General features: G+C 70.9%; 13 protein-coding genes. 6 read left to right on the top strand and 7 right to left on the bottom strand.

The genetic code is table 11. The features are described 5' to 3' along the window. Positions 1–44 precede the first annotated feature (44 nt). Complete coding sequence (mce, locus tag ACH4FH_RS23720; RefSeq protein ID WP_398557887.1) at positions 45–485, bottom strand: methylmalonyl-CoA epimerase; 441 nt, start codon at positions 483–485, stop codon at positions 45–47. A 173-nt stretch (positions 486–658) separates the two neighbouring features. Here mce and ACH4FH_RS23715 point away from each other — a divergent pair, with 173 nt between their 5' ends. Both ACH4FH_RS23715 and meaB read left to right on the top strand, forming a co-directional pair. After that, complete coding sequence (locus tag ACH4FH_RS23715) at positions 659–1,834, top strand: acetyl-CoA C-acetyltransferase (RefSeq protein WP_398558050.1); 1,176 nt, start codon at positions 659–661, stop codon at positions 1,832–1,834. A 59-nt stretch (positions 1,835–1,893) separates the two neighbouring features. Then, positions 1,894–2,853 (top strand): methylmalonyl Co-A mutase-associated GTPase MeaB, encoded by a 960-nt coding sequence (gene meaB, locus ACH4FH_RS23710; protein ID WP_398557886.1) that lies wholly within the window; start codon positions 1,894–1,896, stop codon positions 2,851–2,853. A 93-nt stretch (positions 2,854–2,946) separates the two neighbouring features. Here meaB and ACH4FH_RS23705 read toward each other — a convergent pair whose 3' ends face one another. Then, on the bottom strand, positions 2,947–3,642 hold the full coding sequence (locus ACH4FH_RS23705) for a PepSY domain-containing protein (protein WP_398557885.1): 696 nt from the start codon (positions 3,640–3,642) through the stop codon (positions 2,947–2,949). 111 nt (positions 3,643–3,753) lie between these two features. Between ACH4FH_RS23705 and ACH4FH_RS23700 the strand changes: the two genes are divergently transcribed. Beyond that, positions 3,754–4,470: a response regulator transcription factor gene (locus tag ACH4FH_RS23700; protein WP_398557884.1), complete on the top strand. Its 717-nt coding sequence runs from the start codon at positions 3,754–3,756 to the stop codon at positions 4,468–4,470. 4 nt (positions 4,471–4,474) lie between these two features. Next, positions 4,475–5,869, top strand: coding sequence for a sensor histidine kinase (locus ACH4FH_RS23695; protein WP_398558049.1), 1,395 nt, complete (start codon positions 4,475–4,477; stop codon positions 5,867–5,869). A gap of 103 nt (positions 5,870–5,972) precedes the next feature. Here ACH4FH_RS23695 and ACH4FH_RS23690 read toward each other — a convergent pair whose 3' ends face one another. The 4 genes from ACH4FH_RS23690 to ACH4FH_RS23675 form a co-directional block, all read right to left on the bottom strand. After that, positions 5,973–6,449, bottom strand: a complete 477-nt coding sequence (locus tag ACH4FH_RS23690) for a MarR family winged helix-turn-helix transcriptional regulator (protein ID WP_398557883.1) — start codon at positions 6,447–6,449, stop codon at positions 5,973–5,975. Positions 6,450–6,567: 118 nt separating this feature from the next. Then, complete coding sequence (locus tag ACH4FH_RS23685; RefSeq protein WP_398557882.1) at positions 6,568–7,338, bottom strand: AIM24 family protein; 771 nt, start codon at positions 7,336–7,338, stop codon at positions 6,568–6,570. Beyond that, positions 7,335–8,018, bottom strand: a complete 684-nt coding sequence (locus ACH4FH_RS23680) for an AIM24 family protein (RefSeq protein ID WP_398557881.1) — start codon at positions 8,016–8,018, stop codon at positions 7,335–7,337. Before ACH4FH_RS23680 ends, ACH4FH_RS23685 begins: the two co-directional genes overlap by 4 nt. Before the next feature lies 1 nt (position 8,019). Next, a complete protein-coding gene (locus tag ACH4FH_RS23675; protein ID WP_393896933.1) occupies positions 8,020–8,658 on the bottom strand; it encodes an AIM24 family protein in 639 nt (212 codons plus the stop codon). A gap of 157 nt (positions 8,659–8,815) precedes the next feature. Between ACH4FH_RS23675 and ACH4FH_RS23670 the strand changes: the two genes are divergently transcribed. Then, complete coding sequence (locus ACH4FH_RS23670; protein WP_398557880.1) at positions 8,816–9,160, top strand: DUF3817 domain-containing protein; 345 nt, start codon at positions 8,816–8,818, stop codon at positions 9,158–9,160. Next, positions 9,157–9,459 carry an MTH1187 family thiamine-binding protein gene (locus ACH4FH_RS23665; RefSeq protein ID WP_398557879.1) on the top strand — a complete coding sequence of 101 codons (303 nt, stop codon included), beginning with the start codon at positions 9,157–9,159 and terminating at the stop codon, positions 9,457–9,459. The genes ACH4FH_RS23670 and ACH4FH_RS23665 overlap by 4 nt, the downstream gene beginning before the upstream one ends. A 64-nt stretch (positions 9,460–9,523) precedes the next feature. Here ACH4FH_RS23665 and ACH4FH_RS23660 read toward each other — a convergent pair whose 3' ends face one another. Further along, positions 9,524–10,510, bottom strand: coding sequence for a DUF5937 family protein (locus ACH4FH_RS23660; protein WP_398557878.1), 987 nt, complete (start codon positions 10,508–10,510; stop codon positions 9,524–9,526). Between the last annotated feature and the right edge of the window lie 43 nt (positions 10,511–10,553).

The raw sequence follows: 10,553 nt of genomic DNA, 5'->3' as shown, positions 1-10,553 counted from the left end.
TACCCCGGCCGAGGGTGCACTCTACCGGCCGGGGAACGCGAAGGTCAGTGGTCAGTCGAGGCGGGGGGCGCCGCGGTGACGAGTTCGGTGAGAACTCCGTGGCAGTCCTTGGGGTGAAGGAAGGTGATCCGGGAGCCCATCGAGCCGGTCCGCGGCTCGTCGTAGAGGACCCGAACGCCCTTGTCGCGAATGGCCGCCGCGTCGCCGTCCACGTCCGCGGTGCCGAAGGCGATGTGGTGGACGCCCTCACCGTTCTTGGCGAGCCACTTGCCGACCGCGGAGTCCTCGCGGGTGGGCTCGAGCAGCTGGAGGTAGGAGGCGCCGCCGTCGGACGTCTCATTGATCTTGAGCATCGCTTCCCGGACACCCTGCTCTTCGTTGACCTCGGAGTGGAACACCTCGAAGCCGTAGGTGGCACGGTAGAACTCGACGGTCCTGTCGAGGTCGAAACAGGCGATTCCGATGTGGTCGATTCGCGTCAGCATGGCTCCAGTGCACCGCTCGCATGCCTGGTTACGCAACGTGCGCGCGATCACACCCGCTTGCCGGTGACCCGGCGCCTACCCCTCAGTACATTGACGGGAACCCTCGTTAACTTCCCTGCAAAGGAAGGCCGCACCGCATGTCTGCAACGAACGGCTCGAACAGCAGCACCTCAGTGATCGTGGCAGGAGCGCGGACCCCCATGGGCCGGCTCCTGGGATCGCTGCGGACCTTCTCCGGCGCCGACCTGGGCGGTGCGGCCATCAAGGCGGCGCTGGACCGGGCGGGCATCGGCGGCGACCAGGTCCAGTACGTGATCATGGGGCAGGTCCTCCAGGCCGGCGCCGGCCAGATCCCGGCCCGCCAGGCCGCGGTCAAGGGCGGCATCCCCATGAACGTCCCCGCGCTGACCGTCAACAAGGTCTGTCTCTCGGGCCTCGACGCCATCGCGCTGGCCGACCAGCTGATCCGCGCCGGCGAGTTCGACGTGATCGTCGCGGGCGGTCAGGAGTCGATGAGCAACGCGCCCCACCTGCTGCCCAAGTCCCGTGAGGGCTACAAGTACGGCGCCGTGGAAATGCTCGACGCGATGGCGCACGACGGCCTGACGGACGCTTTCGAAGGCGTCGCGATGGGCGAGTCCACCGAGAAGCACAACAGCCGTCTCGGTATCGCCCGTCCGGAGCAGGACGAGGTCGCCGCACGGTCCCACCAGCGGGCCGCGGCCGCCCAGAAGAACGGGCTCTTCGAGGCCGAGATCACCCCTGTGGAGATCCCGCAGCGCAAGGGCGAGCCGGTGGTTTTCAGCCAGGACGAGGGCATCCGCGGTGAGACCACCACGGACTCGCTCGGCAAGCTGCGGCCGGCCTTCGCCAAGGACGGCACCATCACCGCGGGCACCTCCTCGCAGATCTCCGACGGCGCCGCCGCCGTGGTCGTGATGAGCAAGGCCAAGGCCGAGGAACTGGGCCTGGAGTGGATCGCCGAGATCGGCGCGCACGGCAATGTCGCGGGCCCGGACAACTCGCTCCAGTCGCAGCCGTCCAACGCCATCAACCACGCCCTGGGCAAGGACGGTCTGACCGTCGAGGATCTTGACCTGATCGAGATCAACGAGGCGTTCGCGGCCGTCGCGGTCCAGTCAATGAAGGACCTCGGAGTGTCCCCGGAAAAGGTGAATGTCAACGGCGGTGCGATTGCCCTCGGACACCCGATCGGCATGTCCGGCGCCCGGATCGTGCTGCATCTCGCCCTCGAACTGCGCCGCCGGGGTGGTGGCGTGGGCGCCGCCGCGCTCTGCGGTGGCGGCGGCCAGGGCGATGCGCTGATCATCCGGGTCCCGGGTAAGTAACCGCGTACGACCGTCCGGGTAAGTCAGCGCGCGAGCCGAACCGAAGGAGCCGAGCAGCGATGGTGGACGTTCCGCAGCTTGTGGAGCAGGCACGGCAGGGCCGGCCGAGGGCGGTGGCCCGGCTGATCTCCCTCGTGGAGGGGGCGTCACCGCAGCTGCGCGAGGTGATGGCGGCGCTGGCGCCGCTCACCGGCAACGCCTACGTGGTCGGGCTGACCGGCTCGCCGGGCGTCGGGAAGTCCACCACCACCTCGGCGCTGGTCACGGCGTACCGCAAGACGGGCAAACGGGTCGGCGTCCTCGCCGTCGACCCGTCCTCGCCGTTCTCCGGGGGCGCGCTCCTCGGCGACCGGGTGCGCATGAGCGACCACGCCTCCGACCCGGGCGTCTACATCCGGTCGATGGCCACCCGTGGCCACCTGGGCGGGCTGGCGTGGGCGGCTCCGCAGGCGATCCGGGTGCTGGACGCCGCCGGGTGCGACGTGGTGCTCGTCGAGACGGTCGGCGTCGGCCAGTCCGAGGTGGAGATCGCCTCGCAGGCCGACACGAGCGTCGTTCTGCTGGCCCCCGGAATGGGTGACGGCATCCAGGCGGCGAAGGCCGGAATCCTGGAGATCGGGGACGTCTACGTCGTCAACAAGGCGGACCGGGACGGCGCGGACGCCACCGCCCGGGAGCTGAACCACATGCTGGGCCTGGGCGAATCGCGTACCCCGGGGGACTGGCGGCCGCCGATCGTCAAGACGGTGGCGGCGCGGGCCGAGGGCGTCGACGAGGTGGTCGAGGCGCTGGAGAAGCACCGGGCCTGGATGGAGGAACGGGACGTCCTGGCGCAGCGCCGGCGGTCCCGGGCGGCGCGCGAGGTCGAGACGATCGCGGTCACGGCGCTGCGGGAGCGGATCGGCGACCTGAGCGGCGACCGGCGGCTGGACGCGCTGGCCGAACGCATCGTGGCGGGCGACACCGATCCGTACAGCGCGGCCGACGAACTGGTCGAGGGCCTGACGAACGGGGGCTGAGGCCCCGCACGCCCGGTTCCGGGCACGACTGCGGCCCACCCCGCCGGAGGGGGATGGGCCGGAAGCAGTGGTCGCTCGTGACGGGCGCGGGACTCAGTCGTCCTGGCCGTCGTTGTCGTCGTCGGAGTCGTTGTCGCCGTCCTGGTCGTGGGCCGGGGCGGCCGTCAGCTTGCCGGACTGCGGGTCGACGAGGAACTTGTGCTCCTTGCCGTCCTTGGTGATCGTCTCGACCTCCCAGGCGGCCTTGGCCTTGTGGCCGTCGTCCAGCTCGACGGAGGTCACCGTGCCGTGCCCGTTCGCGGCGCGGGCGGCGGCCGCGGCGTCGGCCTTGGCGCCCTTGAGCCCGTCACGGACGACGGCCGTGTCGTCGCTGTCGTCCCCGTCCTCCTCGTCGACGTGCTGGTTCAGCACCCGCGCGTTGCCGGCGTCGAGGGTGATCTCGTGCCACTTGCCGTCCTTGCCGAGGACATCCGCGTCCCAGACCAGGCCGGGACGGTCCGCGTCCAGGTCGAGGCCGGTCACGGTGCCGGGGACGGCCTTCAGCGCGGCCGCCGCGGCCTGCGGGGCGGTCACCTTGGCGGCCTTGGCCTCGCGGACGTCCTCCTGGTCGTGGTCGTCCTCGTCCTGCACGTGGATGCTGGAGCGGGCCGAGTCGTCCGCCGTGGTGTGCTGCGCGCCGGCCGCCGCTGCGGACGGGGCGCTGTCGCCGCTGACCGCCATGGCGCTGACCGTGCCGCCCGCGATGAGGGCGGCCGCGGCGGTGGTGGCGATGATGAGGTGGCGCTTCATGTGTGTTCTCCCCTTGCGATCGGCTGTGTCATCACAGTGACGGAACCGACCTGAACAGGAGCTGAAGGAGCCTGAAGAGGTCTTCAGGAAGGGAGTGGCAAGGTGGTGCGCATGCTGCCGCCCGTCACCCACCACCGCCCTGCCGGCGGCGCCACGCGCCGCCCCCTTCGCCTGTTGATCGTGGAGGACGAGAAGCGCCTCGCGCTGTCGCTGGCCAAGGGCCTGATGGCCGAGGGCTACGCGGTCGACGTCGTGCACGACGGTCTGGACGGACTGCACCAGGCGAGTGACGGCGACTACGACCTGATCGTCCTGGACATCATGCTGCCGGGGATGAACGGCTACCGGGTGTGCGGCGCGCTGCGGGCAGCGGGCCACGAGGTGCCGATCCTGATGCTCACCGCCAAGGACGGTGAGTACGACGAGGCCGAGGGGCTGGACACCGGCGCGGACGACTACCTGACCAAGCCGTTCTCGTACGTCGTGCTGGTGGCGCGGGTCAAGGCGCTGCTGCGGCGGCGCGGGCGGACGGCGCAACCGGTGTTGCGGGTGGGGCCGCTCGTCATCGACCAGGGGTCGCGCAAGGTGGAGCGGGACGGCGAGGAAGTGGTGCTGACCGCGAAGGAGTTCGCGGTGCTGGAGCAGCTCGCGCTGCGCGCGGGGGATGTGGTCTCCAAGTCGGAGATCCTGGAGCACGTGTGGGACTTCGCCTACGAGGGTGATCTCAACATCATCGAGGTATACGTGAGCACGCTGCGGCGCAAGATCGGCGCCGGCAGCATCCTGACGGTGCGCGGCGCGGGATACCGGCTGGTGGCCGGTGAGTAGCGGACTGGGTTCGGTACGGGCCAGGGCGGCCGTCGGGGCGACGGTCGTGGTGGCGTTGGCGCTGGTGGCCGCCGGGCTGGCGGTGCTGCTCGTGCTGCGCGACAACCTGCAGGACCAGACCGGGTTGCAGGCGGAGGTCTCGGCCCGCGAGGTCGCCTCGCAGATCGCCACCGGCACCGCGTACGACCAACTGGATCTGCCGGACGGCGACGAGCATCCGGTGGTGGTCACCGGCGAGAACGGGCGGGTGCTCGCGGTCGGCGAGGAGGTTCGCGCCATCGACGGCAAGACGGTCGGCCCGCCGGGCAAGCCCGGGCCTGGCGCGTCGAGTGAGGACGGGGACGACGACAGCGACAGCGGGCCGGAGCCCGGTGAGGTCGACGACGACGTGCGCTACGCGGACGGCACCGCGGAGGTCGACGGCAAGGTGGCCGACTACCGGTTCGCCCGGGTGGAGGCGAAGGACACCGGCGGCGAGAAGGCCACGGTGCGGGCCGGGGCGGCGCTGGCCGCGGAGCAGAACGCCGTCGGGACCGTGCGCACCGCCATGCTGATCGGGCTGCCGCTGCTGCTCGTGGTGGTGGCCGGGGTGACGTGGCTGGTCACCCGGCGGGCACTGCGGCCGGTGGAGGGGATCCGCCAGGAGATGGCCGCGATCACCGCCAGTACGGATCTGAGCCGGCGGGTGCCGGTGCCGTCGTCCAAGGACGAGATCGGCCGGCTGGCGCGTACCACCAACGAGACGCTGGCGGCCCTGGAGACGTCCGTGGAGCGGCAGCGGCGGTTCGTCGCGGACGCCTCGCACGAGCTGCGCAGTCCGATCGCGAGTCTGCGCACCCAGCTGGAAGTGGGCGTGGCCCATCCGGAGTTGCTGGACACGCCGGGCGCGGTGGCGGACACCGTGCGGTTGCAGCGGCTGGCCGCCGACCTGTTGCTGCTGGCGCGGCTGGACGCGGGGGAGCGGCCCTCGGACGTCCGGATCGACCTGGCGGCGATGGTGCGTGAGGAGAGCTCGCAGCGGGTCGGGGACCGGATCCCGGTCCGGTCCGGGGAACTGGCGAGTGTGGAAGTGACGGGGTCGCGGAGTCAGTTGGGCCGGGTGCTGGGCAACCTCCTGGACAACGCGCAGCGGCATGCCGAGTCGTCCGTGCGGGTGACCGTGGCGCGTGAGGGGGCGTGGGCGGTGCTGCGGGTGGAGGACGACGGGCCCGGCGTCCCGGAGGGCGAGCGGGAACGGATCTTCGAGCGGTTCGTGCGGCTCGACGACGCGCGGGCACGGGACGACGGCGGGGCGGGGCTCGGGCTCGCCATCGCGCGGGATGTCGCGGTGCGGCACGGCGGCTCGCTGGCCGTGCGGGAGGGCTCGGCGTTCGAGCTGCGGCTGCCGGTGGCCGGCTGAGGGACGCCGCGGGTCGGCAGGTGCGCCCCGAGGCGGCGCCGCGGGACGGCACCAGCGCCCGCCGGCGGCGCCGCGGCCCGGCACAGGGGCCGCGGCGGCTCCGTCAGAGGCTGCCGCGATGTTCCCGGAGGTGGTCGGCCACGGGGGCGAGCGAGGCGCGGAGCGCGTCGAGGGTGTCGGGGGAGAACAGGTCGATGAAGTGCTTGCGGACGGACGCGACGTGGTGCGGGGCGACGCGGCGCATGGTGTCCCAGCCCTCCTCCGTCAGGACGGCGTAGAGGCCGCGGCGGTCCGACTCGCAGCTCTCGCGGCGGACCAGACCGGCGTTCTCCATACGGGTGATCTGGTGCGAGAGACGGCTCTTGGACTGCAGGGTGCCGGCGGCCAGGTCACTCATCCGCAGCCGTCGGTCCTCGGCTTCGGAGAGGTTGACCAGGATCTCGTAGTCGTTGATCGTCAGCCCGAACGGCTGCAGATCGCGCTCGAGCTGGTACATCAGCAGTCGGCTGACGTCCAGATGAGTGCGCCAGGCACGCTGCTCCTGGTCGGTGAGCCAGGGGGTGTCACTGTCGGTCGTCATGGAGGAATTCTACCCGTGAAAGTTGAATAATGAATTAATTAGGTCATTGTCGTGGTGACGTCGCCCGACGGGGCCGGGGCTGGTCAGACGTTCGACGTCACGGTCCGCAGACTACCGTTCACAGCCCGAAACGGCGCTGGAGGCCACCGAGGTTGCCCGGCAGCTGCGGCAGTTGTGAGCCACTTTGCGGGACGGAACCACCGCCCGGCACGCCCGCCTCATTCGGCACCGCGCCGGTCGCCAGCTCCGGCATGAGCTGCTCGGTCGACTGCAGCAGCACCGTGCCGGCCCCGATGAACTCGAACTGGTGCTCCTCCCCGGAGACCCCGCCGATCCCGGTGTGCGCCCGCAGTCCGCCCAGGAATCCCCGCAGGTACTGGTGGTCGTAGTGGTGGCAAGGGGACGGGCAGTCGGCCCAGCCGACGAGCGCCTGCGGGTCCACCCGGATCGGCGGCTCGACGAAGACCACCGGGCCGTTGGACGCCGCCACGAACTTCCCCGTGCCGATGAGGGTGAGGAAGCCCGGGATGATCGACTGCTTCAGTGACAGAGATGGCTGAAAGGCGAGCAGATTGCCGGAGCGAATAGTGAGGTTGCCCTCATCCAGGTCGTAGGAATTCACGTCGAAGGCGCGGTCGGCGAGCAGCATCTTGCCCTGGCCCTCGGCCACCACCCAGTCGGCGGCGTGCAGTGGCGAATGGAAACTTCCGGCGATCAGCCGGTCGAGGCGGCCGTGTCCGATGCCGTGGAAGTCGATCCGCCCGTAGTAGGCGATCATCTTCCCCTTCTGCAGGAACCACTGGCCGTTCAGGTCCACGCCGAAGGTGTACGGGTTGACGTTGTCGTCGGCCGGGAGGGTGGTGGCGTCATGGATGACGGGACCGGTCACAGCTTTTCCTCCGAGGCCTGTACGTAGACGGTGCCCTGGCCCGAAAGCTCCAGCTGGAAGCCCTCGCCCGAGCCGCGGCCGACCATGTCGCGCCAGCCGAGCGCCGTGGAGAGTTTGTTGCGGACGTCGCCGCGGTGCGCGACATACGCCTGCGGGTCGACATGGACCGGGCGCTGCGGCGATATCGGCAGTTCCACGACGCCGCCGTGAGCCATCACCGCGGCCGAGCCGTGGCCCTTGAGCGTGGTGGTGAACAGGCCCTGCCCGGTGACCTGGCCGCGCACCATGCCCATCACCCCGCCCTGCGAGCCCATGAACATCGTGCCCTGCTCAAGGGTCCCGTCGAAGGCGAGCAGGCGGTCGGCCTCGACGTACAGCGTCTCGCCGGTCAGGTCGACGACGTGGACGTGATGGCCGCCGTGTCCGAACATCACCGTGCCGCCGGAGGCACCGCCAGGGCCGGCAGGGCCCGGGGGGACCTCAACGGTCATCAGCGGCGTGGCCTCGCCGGCGACCCGGCGGCCGATCATCGAGCCGATACCGCCCTGGCCGCCCTGGATGTTCGGGGTGAAGGTGACGTCGCCGCGGTAGGCGAGCATCGCGCCGCGCTGACTGAACATCCGCATGCCGGGCGTGAGGCGCGCCTCGACCATGCGGGAGTTGAGCACCGTGAACGGCATGTCAGATCTCGCCTCCCACGGTGTTGCGCTCGCTGGGCTGGACGTACACCAGGCCCTCGCCCTCGAAACGGATCTGGAACGCCTCGCCGGAGCCCTCACCGATGACCGTGCGGAAGTTCACCCCGGACTGGAGGTGCTGTTTGAGGTCGCCGGTGTGCGCGACGTACGCGCCCGGGTCGACCTGGAGCGGGTACTGCTTGGTGACCCGCAGCACCACCGCCGGTCCGTGGGAGGTGATCGCGGCCTGGCCGCGTCCCTCGACGGTGGTGGTGAACAGGCCGTTGCCCTGCGAGGCGCCGCGCAGTCCGGTGAACGTCGTACCGGTACGCAGCGCGGCGTCCGTGCACAACAGATTGCCGGCCTCGACGTACAGCTTCTCGCCCTGCAGCTGCACGAGGTTGATCTCGCTCGCGCGGTCCGCGAAGTAGCAGGTGCCCTGGCCCTTCACCTCCATCACGGCCATCTGTTCGCCGGTGAGGCGCCGGGTGACCATGCCGCGCAGGCCCTCGCCCCCGCCGGTCATCTTCTTGAACGACATCTGGCCGTCGTACGCGACCATCGCACCGTTTTTCGCCTTGACGGCGTCGCCCGTCATGTCGACGGCGAGCACCTTGCTCCCCTGGAGCCGAAACTGAGCCACGGCTCAGACGGTAGTCGGCCGCGGCCGTTGAGGGCAGGGTCTTTCGCGGGCCGCCCCCGGCGCAGTGATCGCCGGAGCGGCTGTAACAATGGTGGCGAAGCTTGTGAACTCTTGCACAAGCAGTCCTGCCGCCCCCTGCCACCCGAACGAGGTTCCCGTGGACATCAAGACCGCCTCCGCCCTGCGTCGCCTCCGCCTGGTCTCCGCCCCCGAAGCGGTGTCCTTCCTGCTGCTGCTGTGCTGCTCGGTCCTCAAGCGCACGACCAGCTTCGACGGCGTGATGGTGATGGGCATGGTGCACGGCGTGCTCTTCATCCTCTACGTCCTCTTCTGGCTGGACGCCTGGAACCGCACCAAGTGGAACCTGAAGACCGCCGCGCTCTACTTCATCCTCTCCGTGCTGCCCACCGGCGGTTTCTTCGCCGAGCGCAAGCTCAAGACCGAGGCCGAGGCCAGCGTGATCGCCGCCCGCGCCCGCCAGGAAGGCGTCGTGAGCGCATGATCGTCGCCTTCTCCGTGAGCCCGCTGGGCGTCGGTGAGGACGTCGGCAAGTACGTCGCCGACGCGGTCCGGGTGGTCCGCGAGTCCGGGCTGCCCAACCGTACGGACGCCATGTTCACCTCCATCGAGGGCGAGTGGGACGAGGTCATGGACGTCGTCAAGCGCGCGGTCGCCGCCGTCGAGGCGCGCAGCGGCCGGGTCTCGCTGGTGCTGAAGGCGGACATCCGGCCCGGCGTCACCGACGGTCTGACCTCCAAGGTCGACACCGTCGAGCGGCATCTCGCCGAGGGCGCCGGCTAGGGCCCCACGGCCCGGGGGCTTCCGCAGGCTGTCCAGAGCGACCGGCTCCCGGCGGGCCCGGACCTCAGCCTCCGGCCGCCAGCGCCATGCCCAGGGGCGTGCGCTCGTACAGCACTTGATGTCCGTGCCGGCGCGACGCCAGCAGACCGGCGTCGCGCAGCACGGACAGATGCGCCGAGACCGACGAGGCGGCCAGGCCCAGCCGGTGCGCCAGTGCCGATGTCGACGAGGGCGTGTCCAGCGCGGCCAGCACCGCCGCGCGGTTGGCCCCCAGCAGACGTACCAGGGCCGGCCCGGTCTCCGGCTCGTTCCACAGCCCGCCGATGCCGCGGGCCGGGTAGATGACGGTGGGCTGCCACGGCGGATCGAAGCCGCTCACCACGTCGGGCCAGACGAAGACGCTCGGCAGCAGCAGCACCCCACGGCCCTCCAGATCCTGGAGCTGCACGAAGTCGGTGCGGGTACGGACCGTGAGCGTGTCACCGGACCAGGACAGCCGTGGATGCAGGTCGGCGAAGAGCCGTTGCAGTCCGCCGCCCGCCAACTGCCGTGACCGGTAGGTGATCTCGGCCTCCAGCAGGGCGCGCAGCCGGGGCCAGTCCGGGGCGAGCAGGGCGTGCCAGGCCCGTTCGGTGACGTCGGCCAGCTCCCTGATCGCCCGTGCGGGGTCGTCCAGGGCCGCCCGGCCGCGGGGCGACTGCGCGGCGCCCGGTGTGCAGGCCAGCGACTTGGCCATCTCGGCGCGGGCCACCGCCGGGTCGGTGGCCCGCAGCCGTGCCAGCTCCTCCTCGAAGCCGGCCAGCGGGACGTCCGGCGGGCGGCCCAGGAAATCCGGGGTGTAGCCGGGTGGCGGCGACGGCATGAACAGCCACAGCGGCAAGAGATCGAGCCCGGCGAGGGCCTCGCGCATCCGCCGCAGCCATGGCAGGTGATAGCCGTGCCGGTCGGTGCGGCGCAGGGTCCTGACGGCCTCGTGGGTCTCGCACAGCGGGGAGATGGCGAAGCGGATGCGCAGCAGATCGTCGGCCCCGAAATGCAGATCCAGCGGCACGGGCGGTCCCTCGCTCCCCGGGATTCGGCTGTAGCCGAAAGAC

Source organism: Streptomyces sp. NPDC017993 (genome assembly GCF_044328065.1).
In the GTDB taxonomy this organism is placed as follows: Bacteria; Actinomycetota; Actinomycetes; order Streptomycetales; family Streptomycetaceae; genus Streptomyces.
This window is presented reverse-complemented; position numbering and strand designations above follow the sequence as displayed.

Coding starts and splice junctions, on each gene's coding strand:
- ACH4FH_RS23705 (WP_398557885.1), bottom strand. CDS start 3,642: ATGAAGCGCCACCTCATCATCGCCACCACCGCCGCGGCCGCCCTCATC.
- ACH4FH_RS23680 (WP_398557881.1), bottom strand. CDS start 8,018: ATGCCGTTCACGGTGCTCAACTCCCGCATGGTCGAGGCGCGCCTCACG.
- ACH4FH_RS23690 (WP_398557883.1), bottom strand. CDS start 6,449: ATGACGACCGACAGTGACACCCCCTGGCTCACCGACCAGGAGCAGCGT.
- ACH4FH_RS23665 (WP_398557879.1), top strand. CDS start 9,157: ATGATCGTCGCCTTCTCCGTGAGCCCGCTGGGCGTCGGTGAGGACGTC.
- ACH4FH_RS23700 (WP_398557884.1), top strand. CDS start 3,754: ATGCTGCCGCCCGTCACCCACCACCGCCCTGCCGGCGGCGCCACGCGC.
- meaB (WP_398557886.1), top strand. CDS start 1,894: ATGGTGGACGTTCCGCAGCTTGTGGAGCAGGCACGGCAGGGCCGGCCG.
- mce (WP_398557887.1), bottom strand. CDS start 485: ATGCTGACGCGAATCGACCACATCGGAATCGCCTGTTTCGACCTCGAC.